This is a genomic window from Methylobacterium frigidaeris (assembly GCF_022179185.1).
Taxonomy (GTDB): Bacteria; Pseudomonadota; Alphaproteobacteria; order Rhizobiales; family Beijerinckiaceae; genus Methylobacterium; species Methylobacterium frigidaeris.
Window position 1 is genome coordinate 1 of the sequence record NZ_BPQJ01000017.1, and the last position, 18,447, is coordinate 18,447.

At 63.8% G+C, this 18,447-nt stretch carries 16 protein-coding genes; 3 read left to right on the forward strand and 13 right to left on the reverse strand.

Going from position 1 to position 18,447, the window contains the following annotated elements:
- Positions 1-825 precede the first annotated feature (825 nt).
- From MFF64_RS18130 to MFF64_RS18170, 9 genes are all read right to left on the reverse strand, one after another.
- On the reverse strand, positions 826-2,964 hold the full coding sequence (locus MFF64_RS18130) for a phage/plasmid primase, P4 family (RefSeq protein WP_238191818.1): 2,139 nt from the start codon (positions 2,962-2,964) through the stop codon (positions 826-828).
- A gap of 1,762 nt (positions 2,965-4,726) precedes the next feature.
- Complete coding sequence (gene lpdA / locus MFF64_RS18135; RefSeq protein WP_238191820.1) at positions 4,727-6,166, reverse strand: dihydrolipoyl dehydrogenase; 1,440 nt, start codon at positions 6,164-6,166, stop codon at positions 4,727-4,729.
- A gap of 29 nt (positions 6,167-6,195) precedes the next feature.
- Positions 6,196-7,665, reverse strand: coding sequence for a pyruvate dehydrogenase complex dihydrolipoamide acetyltransferase (locus MFF64_RS18140; RefSeq protein WP_099904466.1), 1,470 nt, complete (start codon positions 7,663-7,665; stop codon positions 6,196-6,198).
- Positions 7,666-7,669: 4 nt separating this feature from the next.
- On the reverse strand, positions 7,670-8,278 hold the full coding sequence (locus tag MFF64_RS18145; RefSeq protein WP_099904464.1) for a Uma2 family endonuclease: 609 nt from the start codon (positions 8,276-8,278) through the stop codon (positions 7,670-7,672).
- Positions 8,279-8,285: 7 nt separating this feature from the next.
- On the reverse strand, positions 8,286-8,570 hold the full coding sequence (locus tag MFF64_RS18150; protein ID WP_099904470.1) for a DUF5076 domain-containing protein: 285 nt from the start codon (positions 8,568-8,570) through the stop codon (positions 8,286-8,288).
- 20 nt (positions 8,571-8,590) lie between these two features.
- On the reverse strand, positions 8,591-10,036 hold the full coding sequence (locus MFF64_RS18155; protein WP_238191822.1) for a pyruvate dehydrogenase complex E1 component subunit beta: 1,446 nt from the start codon (positions 10,034-10,036) through the stop codon (positions 8,591-8,593).
- A gap of 104 nt (positions 10,037-10,140) precedes the next feature.
- Positions 10,141-11,184 (reverse strand): pyruvate dehydrogenase (acetyl-transferring) E1 component subunit alpha, encoded by a 1,044-nt coding sequence (pdhA, locus tag MFF64_RS18160; RefSeq protein ID WP_099903901.1) that lies wholly within the window; start codon positions 11,182-11,184, stop codon positions 10,141-10,143.
- A gap of 106 nt (positions 11,185-11,290) precedes the next feature.
- Positions 11,291-11,602 carry an FtsB family cell division protein gene (locus tag MFF64_RS18165; protein ID WP_099903903.1) on the reverse strand — a complete coding sequence of 104 codons (312 nt, stop codon included), beginning with the start codon at positions 11,600-11,602 and terminating at the stop codon, positions 11,291-11,293.
- A 43-nt stretch (positions 11,603-11,645) separates the two neighbouring features.
- Complete coding sequence (locus MFF64_RS18170) at positions 11,646-12,512, reverse strand: helix-turn-helix transcriptional regulator (protein ID WP_238191824.1); 867 nt, start codon at positions 12,510-12,512, stop codon at positions 11,646-11,648.
- Positions 12,513-12,765: 253 nt separating this feature from the next.
- On the opposite strand from MFF64_RS18170, the gene MFF64_RS18175 reads away from it, so the two are divergent.
- On the forward strand, positions 12,766-13,683 hold the full coding sequence (locus MFF64_RS18175; protein ID WP_238191826.1) for a DMT family transporter: 918 nt from the start codon (positions 12,766-12,768) through the stop codon (positions 13,681-13,683).
- A gap of 47 nt (positions 13,684-13,730) precedes the next feature.
- Here MFF64_RS18175 and eno read toward each other — a convergent pair whose 3' ends face one another.
- Entirely contained in the window at positions 13,731-15,011 is a 1,281-nt protein-coding gene (gene eno / locus MFF64_RS18180; protein ID WP_099905267.1) for a phosphopyruvate hydratase, read from the reverse strand.
- Positions 15,012-15,192: 181 nt separating this feature from the next.
- Between eno and queF the strand changes: the two genes are divergently transcribed.
- Positions 15,193-15,657, forward strand: a complete 465-nt coding sequence (queF, locus tag MFF64_RS18185; protein ID WP_099905269.1) for a preQ(1) synthase — start codon at positions 15,193-15,195, stop codon at positions 15,655-15,657.
- 64 nt (positions 15,658-15,721) lie between these two features.
- Here queF and MFF64_RS18190 read toward each other — a convergent pair whose 3' ends face one another.
- Entirely contained in the window at positions 15,722-16,048 is a 327-nt protein-coding gene (locus MFF64_RS18190; protein WP_099905270.1) for a hypothetical protein, read from the reverse strand.
- Here MFF64_RS18190 and MFF64_RS18195 point away from each other — a divergent pair.
- Positions 16,029-16,199, forward strand: coding sequence for a hypothetical protein (locus tag MFF64_RS18195; protein ID WP_165795797.1), 171 nt, complete (start codon positions 16,029-16,031; stop codon positions 16,197-16,199). The genes MFF64_RS18190 and MFF64_RS18195 overlap by 20 nt on opposite strands.
- A gap of 65 nt (positions 16,200-16,264) precedes the next feature.
- Here MFF64_RS18195 and MFF64_RS18200 read toward each other — a convergent pair whose 3' ends face one another.
- Entirely contained in the window at positions 16,265-17,452 is a 1,188-nt protein-coding gene (locus tag MFF64_RS18200; protein WP_099905272.1) for an MFS transporter, read from the reverse strand.
- Between the two features lie 13 nt (positions 17,453-17,465).
- Positions 17,466-18,347 (reverse strand): 3-deoxy-8-phosphooctulonate synthase, encoded by an 882-nt coding sequence (gene kdsA, locus MFF64_RS18205; protein WP_099905274.1) that lies wholly within the window; start codon positions 18,345-18,347, stop codon positions 17,466-17,468.
- Positions 18,348-18,447 lie beyond the last annotated feature (100 nt).

Consider the following 18,447-nt stretch of genomic DNA (forward strand, 5'->3'; position numbering starts at 1 on the left):
CTCCGTCGGCTCAAAGCCATACTTCAGGGCGGACCACTCCGATGGGGGCTGACCAATTGCATACCAGTATATGTCGATTCTCTCTTATATACACCATGAAGTCCATAAAGAATTTACTTTGAAGGTTATACGTCCCATGAATATGATCAATGATTGTATTTACATCGTCAAATAGTCTGCAATATGCCTGCTCATCGACGAATGCATTGTCGACAATAAACAGATCAATATTATTAATTTTCTTTTGATATTCATCTATCAAGGACACGTACTCCGTATCATCCTGATCAATGGAGCACATAAGATGTCTTTGATGTTCGAAATGACAAATCGCATAGTAATATATTTCTGATATGTCACTGCGCAAATCATCTTTGATAGTGCTATTAATAATACTCATATTATTACCTCTCATTGTTAGATTTTGTGATATTAAGTCACTGGGGATTTGAAATGAATGGTACACACTTGAATTCTAGGGATTATTATTTGATAATACTCGGCATATCAATCAATAACAACGGCTTTCGCTTGTTTCCCAATCAGTATTTCTTAATATAATACGCTCCTCACAGAAAGTAAATACCATATATCAAGGTGATAAACTCAAATTGCATCAGTGATGCATGAATCTGCTCCTCATCCCATTCAATTCTTTCCTCTTTCCGAGGGGGAGGGTGGATGTAGATACCTAATTTTTCAATTTAAATAATTATTATAATAGAAAAGATGGGTATATCACTTCCACCCTCCACCCTTAAGACAAGCAGCGCGAGCGGAGCGAGGAAAGGGTGTAAGCCCTTTCCCATTATTGGTAAGTGGTAACTATGCGAGCCGTATACCGACGCGACCATTCCCTTGCTTGAATCTACAGGATGCAAAATTCAAACGAGTCAGCTCTTTCCCGAATTGAGCATTGCTTACCGGGTCAATACTACTATTATCGCACCATGACACGTAGGCGTCATAAAGCGGCTTCATCATCGTCTTCGAATGAGGATCGATCTCGCATGCTGCATCAACAAACTGTGCAACGGTATCATTATTGGCTCGATAGGCTTTGGTTGCTTTAAGAACCGACTCAGGTGGGCGAAGTCCGATCTCATTGTATTCACGTAGTCCCTCCAATGCCCAATTCAAAATGCCAGGCATTTCAACAGTCAGTTTATCGAGCAGGTCACGGTCTTGCTCATTCGTCGGGATTGTGACAGGAAAATCAATAATGTGAATTCGCCTCCAGATCGCATTATCAGAACCAGATATATGCGGTAGGTCATTCGTTGCTAACCACAGCTTGAAGCTCGGCTTATAAGTAAATAGATTACCGTAGAGTGGTCTGCAGCTAATGATGTCACCGCCCGTCATCGCCTTGATCTTTGCTACAGCTAGCCTCTGACCAGCTTCTCCTTCCATTGCCGAGACGAACCGGATACCTTTCAGCGCAGCAAGATCATCGGTTCTATCATTTCCGAATTTCGAGACCATAAGTGCGTGCATTGGAGTTGACTTGCCATAGTCTCCCATCAATGCTGCGATGACGTTCATCAAAGTTGATTTGCCATTCGCGCCTTGACCTACAGCCGCAAATAGACACTGTTCTTTTGTAGAGCCTGTCAGCGTGTAGCCGATCGCTCTCTGAACAAAACTGATCTTGTCGTTATTTGACTCGAAGATTGCCCGTATGAAAGCTTCAAATCGGGGGCACTCTGCAGATGGATCGAACCTAACTCCTAATTTCTTTGTCACTCGGGATGGCGCTTGAGATACCGAACTATTGCGCAGATCGAGAATACCGTTATCGCATCCAACAAGATTATCGTCGCTATCGAACTCGGAGGCCCTGACTGCGAGATGAGTCTTTGACAACTCCACAATTGCTTTGATCTTTGGCAACATCGATAATGCTTTGATCACCCTATAATCATCGATCGATCTCGCACTATCTGCAGCTGATTTCCCAAATTGCAGGATCAAGCCATTAACAGTTTCTCTCGGCACCTGTCTATAAACTCCACTGGTGTTCATATAAAATGCTTGATCATCTGTGCAGAAGATTAGCTGCTCAGCTACTGCACGGGAGAACGCTTCAGCCGCCGACGCATCTGTCGCGAGATCCATCACAGAGCAGGTCTTAGCGGGCAGTGAGGCGACAGCTTGCGAGGACTGCTCACGATCGCAAAGCCAAGCTCGGATCTGTCGAACTGTCTTATCATCGAGGAGGCTGATAAGCGGTCCTGTGCCAGCAACCGGGCTCCCTGCAGACAACCTGTCATAGCTGGTCCCGATGTCTCGCAAGCGAGCCTGCAGCTCCTCGTCACCGGCCTCATGACAGACTGCCTCAACGATCCTCTCACAAACCTCCCGCTCCACTTTGTTTGCCGCGCAGAAGCCAGCAAACGCCAGCGAGAGAGCATGCCGCTGTCCCTCGTCCCAACGCTCGATCAGAAGGGCGGCGACAGACGTGAGGCGACAGGCACGCACCAGGGCATCGTAGGAGACTAGGGTAGGGGAGCTATCCTGACCCCTCTCGAAGCGGACTTGCTCCCCACTCACATGGACAGACCCAGGAAACACGACCTGTGTCCCATCGCCGAGAAGATCGATCAAGCTCGCCCCAGTCTCCGGATGTTTAAACCGAATGGTTCTACCCTGAGACTCGATACGATACAGGTAGTGACTGCAAGGCTTACCATCCCTCCCAAATAGGACATTGGGATCAGGGAAGAAATGCTTAGCTAGATTTATAGTATTAACATGGTCTAGGTCAATGTCAATAAGCTTATTAGACACATTTCCTAACAATAGTCCAACGTTATGGTTTTGGGGAAACGGTCCATAAAATTGCAAATCATGGAAGGTTAGATTTCTTTCGTTCCAGTTGGGCAATACAGGTCTTTTGCTTCCCTTGACAAGTGGTGTAAAGCTGTAGCCCTGGTCAATAAGCAATTGTAGATCGCGCATCATTTCTTATATCCTCGTAATATGATTTGTCAAACATGCCACAAGCATCAGTGAATATGATTGGACAAGTATTAAGCAGTTTTATGCAGGGATGGAATATAATCGCACGAACATGGACGAACGTGCGATCCGACGATATCAGACTTCTGTTTTTTCATGTAAGCTAGTTATAGCATAAGCAAGCGTCCAGTCATGAAGTAAGAAATAAATTCTGCTTGCATAACAGAGAAGCAAGCAGAATCAAATGGCAGCTTATCACATGAGTGTTGTTTAGCAAGCTCAAGACATCTGTAGATACTCGTATTAATATTTACGAAATCTTTGCACTTTCTATACGACCTGATCAATTTCAAACCTTCTGAAAGAGTCACGATCAAGTTGAATTGTTCCTCGAGTTGACTTAGGCTGAGAAACTGATAATTTTTATGATCAAATAATTTTTTCTTGAGATCGCTAATAAATCTTTCGAGTCGCTCAGAACATAGATCTTTCAGCTCCTTGAGAGTCTTGATTTTTCTTATATTGAATACATCGTATAACTCCACATTTTTCACGCGTTTGCTGAGATAGGGATTATAGAATTCTGAGCTTTTCATCTTGTGTTTTTCCTTTAATCATAACAATCTGATTGGTTATCTTCCTTGCGCTGTAACTCGACGCGCGGGGTGTTGCTATTAGTGAATACATAGATTTACATATAATACTAATCCTTTATCACAATTTATCCAATAAATGGTCGTCGATCGCAAAGTTGAATGAAACAAAAATTTTGCTGAGATCGGCGACCGACCATGTTGTCCGGGAATAGATTGTTCCGTCCCGCCAACGCACCGATTTATGTCATATCTTATGCCACACGTAAAGAGTTAATTTTAAATAATTTCTTATAATTTCGCATGCAACAGGATGATATAAGTTGAGAATTGCATAATGTCAAGTCAGCGTGTGAAACCTTGGGCTCCAGATTACTTTTCATTCGGAATTCTATCTTGTGCTTTATTTGTGAATATTCGGCCTCAGCCAAAAATCTTTACCATAAAACTAGCCTGCGGTACGGTAAAAAAAATTAATTCCAGTGGCCTGCGTTGCGGCCATTAATAGTAATGACGATCGAGGACCTTCCCACCATAATAGCAATGACACTCGGACCTTCCGCTTTGAGGCTTTTAGATTATTAATGATTGTCACAGCCGTCGAGGTGTCCTCATATGGACGTGCATAGTTGTTGTATTGATACCGAATTAGAAAACACATTGTCATAGACGACCATTATAATTATAATCGACGCTATAATCTTTTAAATTCAAAAAACAAATGGTCACTAAACTATATACTGATCAGAGCTGTTTTTACTGCAGCAATCACATCAATATCTAATACATATAGCATTAGATTTTAAACAAATAATTGATCCACCGATGATCTAAGAGAGAGTTCCCGATATTTAAGTATTTTGTAGGGTTGATACCGCGATCCCCAGATGTGAAACGTCGAAAATACTATACGTAATCATCAGTTTGTCATACCAACGTCATACTGATTGGTGAACGATGACGGCCCCATGCCCAATTCCATAGGGCTGATCCCGGGACCCAGACGTCCTGGCATGGTGGCAGCACGCAGTTTCATGCCACAATCCTGTCACACCGAGGCGTACGGGACCGCCATAAACCCCTTCAGCAAAGGGTTGACGGCCGTCGCTTTGCCTCGCTAGAATCTTAGAGCTAAGTCGATGTTCTAGCGAGGTTTTTCGTCTCACTCCGTCCTACGTGTGGATCACCCGCCCATACGCGTCGAGCACGCTCTCGTGCATCATCTCCGACAGGGTCGGGTGCGGGAAGACCGTGTGCATCAGCTCCTCCTCGGTGGTCTCGAGGGTCATCGCGACGACGTAGCCCTGGATCAGCTCCGTCACCTCGGCCCCGACCATGTGGGCGCCGAGCAGCTGGCCGGTCTTGCGGTCGAAGATCGTCTTCACCAAGCCGTCGGGCTCGCCCAGCGCGATCGCCTTGCCGTTGCCGGCGAAGGGGAAGCGGCCGACCCGCACGTCGAAACCCTGCTCCTTGGCCTTGGCCTCGGTGAGGCCGACCGAGGCGATCTGCGGCTGGCAATAGGTGCAGCCCGGGATCTTGCCCTTGTCCATCGGGTGGGTGTGCAGGCCCTTGATGGTCTCGACGCAGATCACGCCCTCGTGCTCGGCCTTGTGGGCCAGCATCGGCGGGCCGGCGACGTCGCCGATGGCGTAGATCCCCGGTATGGTGGTGCGCCCGAGCCCGTCCGTGGCGACGATGCCGCGCTCGATCGTGACGCCCAGCTTTTCCAGGCCGAGATTCTCGATGTTGCCGACGACGCCGACCGCCGAGATCATCTTCTCGGCCGTGATGGTTTGCGTCTTCCCGCCCTCGGCCTCGATCGTGGCGGTGACCGCGTCGCCGCTCTTCTCGACCTTGGTCACCTTGGCGCCGGTGAGGATCTTGATGCCCTGCTTCTCGAAGCGCTTGCGGGCGTGGGCTGCGATCTCGTGGTCCTCCACCGGCAGGATCTGCGGCAGGAGTTCCACCACCGTCACCTCGGCCCCCATGGTGCGGTAGAACGAGGCGAACTCGATGCCGATCGCGCCCGAGCCCATCACCAAAAGGCTCTTGGGCATCGTCTCCGGGACCATCGCCTCGTAGTAGGTCCAGATCTGCTTCTTGTCCGGCTCGATGCCCGGGATTGCCCGCGGCCGGGCGCCGGTCGCCACGATGATGTGCTTGGCCTGATAGGTGCCGGCGGCCTTGGCGCCCTTCGGCGCTTCGGCGCGCTTCGTCTCCCGCACGACGACCCGGCCGGCCTCGTTTCCCTTCGGTGCCGCCTCGATCGCGGCCTCGCCCCAGATCACGTCGACCTTGTTCTTCTTGAGCAGCATGCCGACGCCGCCGTTGAGCCGGCCCGAGACGCCGCGCGAGCGCTTGACGATCGCCGCCGTGTCGAACCCGACATTGTCCGCCGAGAGGCCGTAATCCTTGGCATGCTGCATGTAATGGTAGATCTCGGCCGAGCGCAGCAGGGCCTTGGTGGGGATGCAGCCCCAGTTGAGGCAGATGCCCCCCAGATGCTCGCGGTCCACCACCGCCGTCTTGAAGCCGAGCTGCGCGGCCCGGATCGCCGCCACGTAGCCGCCGGGGCCGGCGCCGATGATGAGGACGTCGTAGGTGTCGGACATTCAGGTCTCCAGGGAGAGCGGGGCGGTTCTCAGACCAGCATGCTCATCGGGCTCTCGATCAGCCCCTTGAAGGCCGCGAGAAGCTCGGCGCCGAGCGCCCCGTCGACCACCCGGTGATCGCAGGAGAGGGTGACGGTCATCGCCTGGACCACCGCCGGAGCGCCGCTCTTCGCCACCACCCGGGCTTCGCCGGCGCCGACCGCCAGGATGGTGCCGTGGGGCGGGTTGATCACCGCGCCGAACGACTTGATGCCGAACATGCCGAGATTCGACACGGCCGTGGTGCCGCCCTGGTACTCCTCGGGCTTCAGCTTCTTGGTGCGGGCGCGGGCGGCGAGGTCCTTCATCTCGGCCGAGAGGGTCGAGAGGGTCTTCTGCTCGGCGCGGCGGATCACCGGAGTGAACAGCCCGCCGTCGATCGCCACCGCGACGCCGACATCCGAGTGACGGAAACGCAGGATCCGGTCCTCGGCCCAGACGGCATTCGCCGCCGGCACGCGCTGCAGGGCGAGCGCCAGCGCCTTGATGACGAAATCGTTGACCGAGAGCTTGAACGCCGGCATGCCCTCCTTGTCCTTCGTCGCCCCGGCATTGACCTGCTCGCGCAAGGCCAGCAGCGCGTCGAGCTCGACGTCGAGGGAGAGGTAGAAATGCGGGACGGTCTGCTTCGATTCGACCAGGCGCTTGGCGATGGTCTTGCGCATGCCGTCGAGGGGCACCTCCTCGTAGGAGCCCGGCTCGAACATTCCCATCACCTGCTTGGCCGTGAGGCCGGCCGGCGGAGCGGCAGGAGTGGGCTTCGGAGGCTGCGCCGGGTCGGGCTTCGCGGCGGAGGCGGGGGCCTCCTTGGCGGCCTGCGGCGCCGGCCTGGCCGTCCCGCCTTCGAGGGCGGCGCGGACGTCGCGCTCGATGATCCGGCCGTGCGGGCCCGAGCCGGTCACCGCGGCGAGGTCGAGGCCCTCCTGCTTGGCGATGCGGCGGGCGAGAGGCGAGGCGAACAGGCGCCCGCCGGATGCCTGCGCGGCCGCGCCGTTCGGCTTGCCGGTCGCTTTGTCGCCCGCCGCCGGTTTCGCGCCCTCCGGCGCCGTGTCGACCCGCTCGTACGACATCGTGCCGCCGCCGGGCGTCTCGTTGCCGGCGGGCACCTGCGGCTTCCCATCCGCAACCTTGCCGGCCTCGGGCTTCTCGGCCTTCGCGGGAGCCTCGGCCTTCTTGCCCTGCCCGTTGCCGCCGGCCTGCACGCTCCCCGGATCCTCACCCTCCTCGGCGATGAGCGCGATCAGGTCGTTGACCGGCACGTCGGCAGTGCCCTCTGGCACCACGATCTTGGCGAGCACGCCCTCGTCGACCGCCTCGACCTCCATGGTCGCCTTGTCGGTCTCGATCTCGGCGAGGATGTCGCCCGACTTGACGGCGTCGCCCTCCTTCTTGAGCCACTTGGCGAGGTTGCCCTTCTCCATCGTGGGCGAGAGGGCGGGCATCAGGACGTTGATCGGCATGGATTCAGGTCTCGGCGGGAGGAGGGGCGGCCGGATCGTCGAAAGGCGGAGAATCGAAGGGAAACAGGTCGTCGAACGGAAAAGAGACGGCGTCGAAGGGCGGCAGCGCCACCGCCTCGCCGCGCTCGACGGTGCCGAGCAGCAGCCAGCGGCCGCCCGTGAGGGCGAAGTCTTCGAGCACGCCGTCCGTGGGATCGAGAAGCCAGAGATGGCTCACGCCGGCCTCGGCGTAGATCCGCCGCTTCGGCCCGCGGTCGAGCCGGGCGGTGGAGGGGGACAGGATCTCGCAGACCCAATCCGGTGGGGTCTCGATGTAGGTGGTCTCCGGCTCGGCCGGCAGCCGCTCGCGGCGCCAGCCGGCGAGATCGGGAACGATCACGTGCGGCCGGAGATGCAGCTCGGGCTCGATGACAAAGATCCAGCCGCCCGGGCCGCCGCGGCCGCGCCGGAACGGCGGGGTTAGTTCCGAGGCAAGCTCGACAGCGGCGGCGCCGTGCCGCGGCCGGGGCCGCGGGTGCGTCTCCAGCACCCCGTCGACGATCTCGGCCACGAGGTGGTCCGGCACCGCCTCGAGATCGGCGTAGGTGGCCCAACGCGGCGCGGCCCCGGCCATCGGGGCCTCAGTTGAAGCTCTCGGGATCGAGGCTCTCGGCCTCCATCCCGGCGCGGATGCGCGCGAAGGCCTCCTCCTCGGACAGCTCGGTCTCGCGGGCATAGACCTGCGCCGCCTGGCGGGCGAGGTCGATGAGGAACCGGCCCCAGGTCGCCGGGTCGTCGAAGGAGCGGCGGAGCGCGACGCTCACTGCGCCGTCGACCACGGCGGCGCGCAGCACCTCGATGCCGCCCTGCTCCAGAGCATCGGGCGGGATGTCGAGGGCCTCGAAGCGGGGTTCGTCCTCTGCCATGGCATCCATCCCCGTGCCGCTCACCGGTAGCAGACCGCCTTGGCCGCCTCGATCACCTCGGCGACATTCGGCAGGGCGAGTTTTTCCAGGTTCGCCGCGTAGGGCATCGGCACGTCCTTGCCGGTGATGCGCAGGACCGGAGCGTCGAGGTAGTCGAAGGCGTCGACCATCAGCCGCGCGGCGATCTCGGCGCCGACGCCGGATTGCGGAAAACCCTCCTCGACGGTGACGCAGCGGCCGGTCTTCTTCACCGACGCCACCACCGTCTCGGAATCCATCGGCCGGATCGTGCGCAGGTCGATCACCTCGGCGTCGATCCCGGCCTCGGCGAGCTCGTGGGCGGCCTTGAGGGCGTAGGTCATGCCGATGCCGAACGAGACGATCGTCACATCCTTGCCCTCGCGGTGGACCTTGGCCTTGCCGATCGGCACCGTGAAGTCGTCGAGCTTCGGCACCGGGAAGGACTGGCCGTACAGGATCTCGTTCTCGAGGAAGACCACCGGGTTCGGGTCGCGGATGGCGCTCTTCAGGAGGCCCTTCGCGTCGGAGGCGGTGTAGGGCATCACGACCTTGAGGCCCGGCACGTTGGAGTACCAGGCGGCGTAGTCGTGGCTGTGCTGGGCCGCGACGCGGGCCGCCGCGCCGTTGGGGCCGCGGAACACGATCGGGCAGCCGAGCTGGCCACCGGACATGTACAGGGTCTTGGCCGCCGAGTTGATAATCTGATCAATCGCCTGCATGGCGAAGTTGAAGGTCATGAACTCGACGATGGGCTTGAGCCCCGTGAACGCCGCGCCGACGCCGACGCCGGCGAAGCCGTGCTCGGTGATCGGGGTGTCGACGACGCGCTTAGGCCCGAATTCCTGCAGCAACCCTTGCGTGATCTTGTAGGCGCCCTGGTACTCGGCGACCTCCTCGCCCATCACGAACACGTTGTCGTCCCGGCGCATCTCCTCCGCCATCGCGTCGCGTAGGGCCTCGCGGACGGTCTGGGTCACCATCTCGGTGCCCTCGGGGATCTCCGCCATCGCCCGGTCGTCGCTGCGGTTGGTGATCACCGCGGGAGAAGCGGGCTTCTCGACCGGCTTGTCGTCACCGGTCTTGGCGGCGGGGGCGGGGCGCTCGGCCTGGCCCTCGGCCTGCATGTCGGGGGCGGGGGCCTTCTGGGCCTCACCCTTGCCGTTCGGCTTGGAGCCGCCGGCCTGGACGCCCTTCGGGTCCTCGCCCTCCTCGGCGAGCACCGCGATGGGAGTGTTGACCGCGACGTTGTCGGTGCCGTCGGCGACCAGGATCTTGGCGAGCACGCCCTCGTCGACCGCCTCGACCTCCATGGTCGCCTTGTCGGTCTCGATCTCGGCCAGGATGTCGCCGGCCTTGACCGGGTCGCCCTCCTTCTTGAGCCACTTCGCGAGCTTGCCCTGCTCCATCGTGGGCGAGAGGGCGGGCATCAGGATGTCGGTCGGCATGGGGGACTCTGTCGATCCGGGAGAGGGGCGCGCCGGGTCGGGCGCCGGCCAGGGGCGAAGCCGTCCGCGCCGCCGCGGACAGCCGGGGGAGCCAGAGCAGCGCGCTAGAGCAGGATGTCGGTCCAGAGCTCGGAGGGATCCGGCTCGGGGTCGCTGGTGGCGAAGTCCGCCGATTCGTTCACGATCTCCCGCACCTTGGCGTCGACCGCCTTGATCTCGTCCTCCGGCACCTTGTGGGGCCCGAGCAGGCGCTTGCGGACCTGCTCGATCGGGTCGGATTCCTCGCGCATGCGGGCGACCTCGTCCTTGGTCCGGTACTTGGCCGGGTCGGACATCGAGTGGCCGCGGTAGCGGTAGGTCTGCATCTCGAGGATGTAGGGACCCTCGCCGTCGCGGGCATGGGCGATGGCGCGGGTCGCCGCCTCGCGCACGGCGCGCACGTCCATGCCGTCGACCTGCTCGCCCGGGATGCCGAAGGAGACGCCGCGCTTCGAGAAGTCGGTCTGGGCCGAGGCCCGCGAGACCGAGGTGCCCATGGCGTAGCGGTTGTTCTCGATCACGTAGACCACGGGCAGCTTCCACAGCTGCGCCATGTTGAAGCTCTCGTAGACCTGGCCCTGGTTGGCCGCGCCGTCGCCCATGTAGGTCAGGCTGACCGCGCCGTCGCCGCGGTACTTGTTGGCGAAGCCGATGCCGGTGCCGAGCGAGACCTGCGCCCCGACGATGCCGTGGCCGCCATAAAAGTTCTTCTCGCGGGAGAACATGTGCATCGAGCCGCCCTTGCCGCGGGAATAGCCTCCCTTGCGGCCGGTCAGCTCGGCCATCACGCCCTTCGGCTCCATGCCGCAGGCCAGCATGTGGCCGTGGTCGCGGTAGCCGGTGATGACCTGGTCGCCGTCCTTCGAGGCCATCTGGACCCCGATCACCACCGCTTCCTGGCCGATATAGAGGTGGCAGAAGCCGCCGATCAGGCCCATGCCGTAGAGCTGGCCGGCCTTCTCCTCGAAGCGGCGGATCAGCAGCATCTCGCGATAGGCGTGCAGGTCCTCGTCCCGGCTGAAGGCCGGCACGTTCGAGGCCGAGGGCGGCGGGGCCGCCTTCTCGCGGGTCTTGTCGCTCCCGCGGCGCGCCTCTTTCGCGGCATCCATCGGCACCCTCCCGGCTGCTACCTTTGTGGGAGAGTTCTTAGGGCAGGACGTCGCGCAAATCGAGCGGTTCGGGACGGAAAGCCGCTGCCTCGGCAGCCTTCAGGCCTCAAGGGTTGATGATGACGACGTCGTTGGGGTGGACGCGGCCGAGAACCACCCGGGCCCGCTCCTCCAGGAGGTCGCGGTCGATCTGGTCGCTGCGCAGGAGGGCCACGCGCCGCTCCCACTCGGCCCGGTCGGCCTTGGTGGCGTCGAGCTCCTGCTGCAGGTTGTAGGCCTGGATCTTCAGGGCCCGCTTGGCCTCGAGGCCGCGGCTTCCGCTCTCGGCCTCGTGCAGGAAGTAGCCGACCACGAGGATCGACACGGCGTAGAGGCCGAGCGGCAACAGGACGGCACGGGCGCGACGACGGACTACCATGCGGGAGAGGATGGGGCGGGAGGGTTAAGGAAGGCTCAAAGCCTCACGCGGCACCCCGCCACGCCGCCGGCGTGAGGCCGGTCGCCTGGGCGAAGCGGCGGGTGAAGTGGCTCTGCGAGGCGAAGCCGCAGGTCAGCGCGATCTCGGCAAGGCTCGCGCGTCCTTCCACCAGCAGGTCCTTGGCGCGGGCAATCCGCCGCTCGGTCACGTAGCGGTGCGGCGCCAGGCCGAAGCTGGCCTTGAACATCTTGGCGAAGTGGAAGGTGCTGAGGCCCGCCTCCTCCGCCAGCACCTCGAGGGTCAGGGCCTCGCCGAGCCGTGCCTCGATCAGCTCCGCGATCCGGCGTCGGACCGACGGCGACAGGCCGCCCTTCACCGCCCGCGTTCCGCCCGAACCGGCATGGCGCCGCAGGAGGGCGTGGAGCAGGAGGTGGCAGGCGGCACCGAGCGCCATCCGGTCGGCGCCCGCCGCCCAGTCGAGGGGCAGCACGGCGCCGCGCATCAGCATCGCGGTGGCGGGGTCCTCCGCGAAGGTCAGCTCGCGCAGCGAGACGGTGCGCGGATCGACGTCGAGGGCACTCACCGCCTGGTAGGCCAGGGTCTCCGGCGCGACGTAGAGGTGAACCATCCGCAAGGGACCGCCGATCAGCCACCGGCTTTCATGGCCGGCGGGCAGAAGGCAGAGCTTGTCCGGCCCGCCGCCCGACACGGCGCCGTCCTCGCGCACCACGCCCTCGCCGCCCTCGAGGTAGAGGCTCAGGGTATGGTGGTCCGGGCGGTCGTAGCGGGCGCGGTTGTCGCGGTTCCGCCACTCGGCCAGCGACAGCCCGCGCCCGATCTCGGCGCTGCGCAGGAGCGCCGCGCCGGTGCGGGTGAGGGCGTCGCGGACGTCGGGATTCGGCTCGGTCACGGTCTCGCGCCAGGAATCTGCGCCAGGAGGAGGATCTGCGCCAGGAGGAGGATCTGCGCCGGGGGAGGCAGTCGCGACACGACCGTAGGCGTGGCTCGGCGCTTCCGGCAACGGGTCGAGGCCGTGACGGCGCGAACAGCCCCGAGAAAAGCCCCAAGAATGGACAACACCGCCACCGGAACAGGGAAGCCGGCGGGGACAGGACCGCCTATCCGGGACTCTCGATCCAGCCCGCCCGGGAACCCGAAAAGCCGTGACCGCCTTCCTCTACGCCCTGACCGTGCTCATCTGGGGCACGACCTGGATCGCCATCAAGCACCAGCTCGGCCTCGTCGCCTTCGAGGCGTCGATCGCCTACCGCTTCGCACTCGCCGGCGCCGTCCTGGTCTGCGCGCTCGGGCTCGCCGGGCGGCTCAAGCCGATCCCGTGGCGGCACCAGCCCTTCGTGCTCCTGCAGGCACTCTGCCTGTTCTCCTGCAACTTCGCCTGCTTCTACCTGGCGACGCGCTCGGTCCCGAGCGGGATCGTGTCGGTGGTGTTCTCGGCCGCCACGATCTTCAACGTCGCCAATGCCTACCTGTTTCACCGCCGCCGGCCGGCGCCGCGGGTGCTGGCCGGAGCGGTGATCGGCCTCCTCGGCATCGCCTGCCTGTTCCGGGACACGCTCCTGGGCACCGCGCTCAACCAGGACACGGCCCTGGGCCTCGGCCTCGCCTTGCTCGGCACCTGGTTCTTCTCGGCCGGCAACCTCGTCTCGGCCCGCAACCAGCGCCACGGTCTGCCGGTCGCCACGGTGAACGCCTACGGGATGCTCTATGGCGCCGCCCTGGTGGCGGCGGTCGCGCTCTTGCGCGGGGTCCCGTTCGGCTTCGATCCGTCGCCTCCTTACGTCGGCGCGCTCCTCTACCTGGCGATCCCCGGCTCGGTGATCGGCTTCACCGCCTACCTGACGGTGGTGCACCGGATCGGCCCCGAGAAGGCCGCCTACATGACCGTGCTGTTCCCGGTCGTGGCGCTCACGATCTCGGTCTTCGCCGAGGGCTACCGGGTGACGCCGCTCGCCGCCCTCGGCTTCGCCCTGGTGCTCGCCGGCAACGTCGTGGTGTTCGCGCCTGTACGGGCCCTGCGCGCCCAACGAAAAGGCCGCCCGGAGGCGGCCTGCAAAGCGTGATGTCGTCGTGAGCGGGGAGGGGCGCCCAAGCCCCTCCACCGGGACGATCAGCCGACCTTCAGCGCCCCGCGGCCGAGGTAGCGGGCCTGGGAACCCAGACCCTCCTCGATGCGGATAAGCTGGTTGTACTTCGCCAGTCTGTCCGAGCGGGCGAGCGAGCCGGTCTTGATCTGCCCGCAATTGGTCGCGACGGCGAGGTCGGCGATGGTGGCGTCCTCGGTCTCGCCGGAGCGGTGCGACATCACCGCGGTGTAGCCGGCGCGGTGGGCCATGTCGACGGCGGCCAGGGTCTCGGTGAGCGAGCCGATCTGGTTGACCTTCACCAGGATCGAGTTCGCCGTGCCCTTGGCGATGCCCTCCGACAGGCGCGCGACGTTCGTCACGAACAGGTCGTCGCCGACGAGCTGGCAGCGGTCGCCGACCCTGTCGGTGAGCGCCTTCCAGCCGGCCCAGTCGTCCTCGGACATGCCGTCCTCGATCGACAGGATCGGGTAGGCGTCGACCAGCTTGGCGAGGTAGGCGGCCTGGGCCTCGGGGTCGCGGGTCTGGCCCTCGCCCTCGTAGACGTACGCGCCGTTCTTGAAGAACTCGGTGGCGGCGCAGTCGAGCGCGATCACGATGTCGCGGCCGGGCTCGAAGCCGGCGGCGCGGATCGAGTCCATCACGAAGTCCAGCGTCGCCTCGGCCGAGGGGAGGTTGGGGGCGAAGCCGCCCTCGTCGCCCACGTTGGTGTTGTGGCCGGCCTTCTTCAGGGCGCCCTTGAGGGTGTGGAACACCTCGGCGCCCCAGCGCACCGCCTCGGCGAGCGAGTCGGCGCCCACCGGCATGATCATGAATTCCTGGAAGTCGATCGGGTTGTCGGCGTGCGCGCCGCCGTTGATGATGTTCATCATCGGCACCGGCAGGATCCGCGCCTGTGTGCCGCCGACGTAGCGGTAGAGCGGCAGGCCGGAGGCCTCGGCGGCGGCCTTGGCGACGGCGAGCGAGACGCCCAGGATTGCGTTGGCGCCGAGGCGGGCCTTGTTCGGCGTGCCGTCGAGCTCGATCATCGCCTCGTCGATGGCGGCCTGCTCCTCGGCGTCCATGCCGCCGATGGCGTCCAGGATCTCGCCGTTGACCGACTCGAGCGCCTTCAGCACGCCCTTGCCGCCGTAGCGGGACTTGTCGCCGTCGCGCAGTTCCACCGCCTCGTGCGCGCCGGTCGAGGCGCCGGAGGGGACGGCGGCGCGGCCGAAGGAGCCGTCCTCCAGGAGCACGTCGACCTCGACCGTGGGGTTGCCCCGGCTGTCGAGGATCTGGCGGGCGGCGATGTTGGTGATCGCGGTCATGAGAGGATCTCTCGGGCAGGCTTCGAGCGTTCGCGCGGCTTATCGGCCAAGATGCCGCCTGCGGCAAGCCGTCCAAGGGTGGGTACTGGGGAAGAGCGTCGAGGTTGGGAGAGGGCGCCCGGGATCGTCCTGCGCGGGGCGGGCGGTTTCGCGAGGGTCCACGCGGGTCTATAGGGCGGGAATGACCCAAGACATCACTGAACACGCCCGACAGCTCGGGCAGCCCACCGCCCAGCCGCGCTCGCCGGACGAGGCCCAGCTCGACCGGGTGCCGAACCCGCACCCGGACACCGATTACTGCGCCCGCTTCACCGCGCCGGAATTCACCTCGCTCTGCCCGGTCACCGGCCAGCCCGACTTCGCCATCCTGGTAATCGACTACGTGCCGGATCGGTGGCTCGTCGAGTCGAAGTCGCTGAAGCTCTACCTGCACAGCTTCCGCGATCACGGCGCCTTCCACGAGGACTGCACCGTCGGCATCGGCCGTCGACTGACGACGCTGCTCGAGCCGCGGTATCTCCGCATCGGCGGCTACTGGTACCCCCGCGGCGGCATCCCGATCGACGTGTTCTGGCAGACCGGCACGCCGCCGGCCTCGGTCTGGCTGCCCGACCAGGGTGTGCCGCCCTACCGGGCGCGCGGCTGACAACGCAAGAAGGGCGGCCGGGTCACCCCGGCCGCCCTTCTCCGTGACGAATTTTCTTCAGGCCTCAGTAGCCATACCCGTAGGCCGGGGCCGGAGCGCCGTAATAGCCGTAGCCGTTGCGGCGAGCCGCATCGGCCGCGGCTGCGGCGCCGATCGCACCGACCGCCGCACCCGCGATGCCGAGGCCGACGGCGGCGCCCGGCGAGATGCCGCGGCGGCGCGCACCGTAGGCGTAGGGCCGGCCGGCATAGCCGCGGCCATAGCCATGCCCGTACCCCCCATGGCCGTAGCCGTGACCGCGCCAACCCTGGGCCTGCGCCGGCGAGGGCGCGACAGTGGACATGGCACCAAGGGCGACGGCGAGGGCCGGAATGATCGCCAGCTTGCGCATCGTTGATCTCCTGCTTTCGTTCAAGCCATATGACCCGGATAACGACCTCGGCCGGGAAGAGTTCCCGCAATCGTTCCGCCGGGTCAGCCCGTCCGGCTCGCGCGGGATCATGAACCCGGCAGCCGCGACGGCGCGGCGTGACTGGCACTGATCCTCGCGCCCGGCACCTGAATTCCAGCTGAACTTGTCGCCCTGCCGGATCGTCAGCCGGGATCGTCAGCCAGCGCGGGCCAAGCGCCGCGCGGTGACGAGCCCAAGGACCAGGATCGCGGCGGCGCAGAGAGCCAGCGCCGGCAGCTGGCCGAGGGCTTCGAGCCCGAAGCCCATCACCGCGACGCCGAGAGCCTGGCCGCAGAAGAACGAGAAGGCGTGGAGCGCCACCGCCGAGGCCCGGGCCTCCGGCGCCACCTCGGTCACCTGCACCTGGAAGGTGTTGTGCAGCATGTAGAAGCCGAGGCCGAGCGCCACGAGCGCCGCCGCGTCGGCCTGCCACGAGCCGGCAAGGCCGACGACCATCAGCGCACCGCCCGAGACCGCGCCGCCCGCCATCAGCATCCGGGTCTGGCCGAGGAAGCGCAGCAGCAGCCCGACGGTGAGGGAATAGGCGAGCCCCCCGGCGGCGAAGCCCGCCAGCACCAGCCCGGCCTCCTTGGGCCCACCCTCGCCGCGCGCCTCGATCAGGTGGGCGAGGTGGGGGAAGATGCCGAACACCGCGATCGCCTCGACGAAGACGGCGCAAAACAGCACCCGGGCGCGGGGGTTGCGCAGGATGGTGCGGTAGCGCGCCAGCGCCGGCGCGAGGGCGAAGCGGCCGCCCGCGGCGCGCAGGCGCCGGGCGAAGCCGAGGGCGACGCCCGCGAGCCCGACCGCCCCGACGCCGGCGGCGAGCCAGAACACCCCGCGCCAGCCGATCGCGCCCTCGATCAGCCCGGCCACGGTGGAGCCGGAGAGCTGGCCGAGGATCACCGCGACGAGGAAGCGGCCGATCGCGACCTGGCGCCGCTCCATCGGGATGCGGTCGCCCATCATGGCGAGCGAGAGCGGGATCACCCCGCCGGCCGCCGCGCCCGCGACCATGCGCAGGCCGAACAGCGTGCCGATGTCGCCGGTGAACGCGCAGGCCGCCAGCGCCAGGGTCAGCACGAACAGGCAGGCCACCACCACCCGCTCCTTGCCGAGCGCGTCGCCGACCGGCCCGAGCACCGGCTGGATCAGCGCGTAGGGTAGCGCGAAGGCGGTGGAGAGGAGTGCCACGGTGGCGGGCGGGCTCGCGAGGTCGCGGGCGAGCACGCCGACCAGCGGCTCGACCACCCGTCCGGCGAAGGTGCTGGCGAAGCCCCCGGCGGCCAGGACCGCGATCAGGCGGGAGGGCGACTCGTGCTGCGATGTCTGCGCGGCCTGCATCGCCGCCGCCCCGTCAGCCGCCGGCCCTTTCCACGGATCTCGCCTTGGCGAGACGGTCGAAGGCCTGCAGTTCGGCGAGCAGGGCCGGCATCTGGCGCAAGGGCACCATGTTGGGCCCGTCGGAAGGCGCCCGGTCGGGATCGGGATGGGTCTCGATGAACACGCCCGCGACCCCCACCGCCACCGCGGCGCGGGCGAGCACCGGCACGAATTCGCGCTGGCCGCCGGAGGTGGCGCCCTGGCCGCCGGGCTGCTGCACCGAGTGGGTGGCGTCGAACACCACCGGCAGGCCGCCGCTCACCTGCGCCATGATCGGCAGGGCGCGCATGTCCGACACGAGCGTGTTGTAGCCGAAGGAGGCGCCGCGCTCGGTGAGGAGCACGTTGGGATTGCCGGCTCCGGTGATCTTGGCCGCCACGTGGGCCATGTCCCAGGGGGCGAGGAACTGCCCCTTCTTGACGTTGACCACCCGGCCGGTGGCGGCGGCCGCCAGCAGCAGGTCGGTCTGCCGGCACAGGAAGGCCGGGATCTGCAGCACGTCGACGGCCTCCGCGGCCGCGGCGCAGTGGCCGGCCTCGTGCACGTCGGTGACGACCGGCAGGCCCAGCGTCTCGCGGATCTCGGCGAAGATCGGCAGCGCCTGGGGCAGGCCGATGCCGCGGCTCGACCCGGCCGAGGTGCGGTTGGCCTTGTCGAACGAGGACTTGAAGACGAGTCCGATGCCGAGGGAGGCCGTCATCTCCTTGAGGGCGGCGGCGACCTCGAGGGCGTGGCCGCGGCTCTCCAGGGCGCAGGGGCCGGCGATCAGGCTCAGCGGCAGGTGGTTGCCGAAGCGGACGGAGCCGGCCGCGACGGCGACGGGCGAGGGGGCGGTCGTGGAGGTTTGGGTCGGCATGGTGTTGCGAGGCGTAGCGGGTTTCGGCGGGCACGGGAAGGTGCGGGGTGAGGTCGCCCGTCCCCGCCGGTCGTCAAACGGGCCCGGCCGCTCGCGCCTC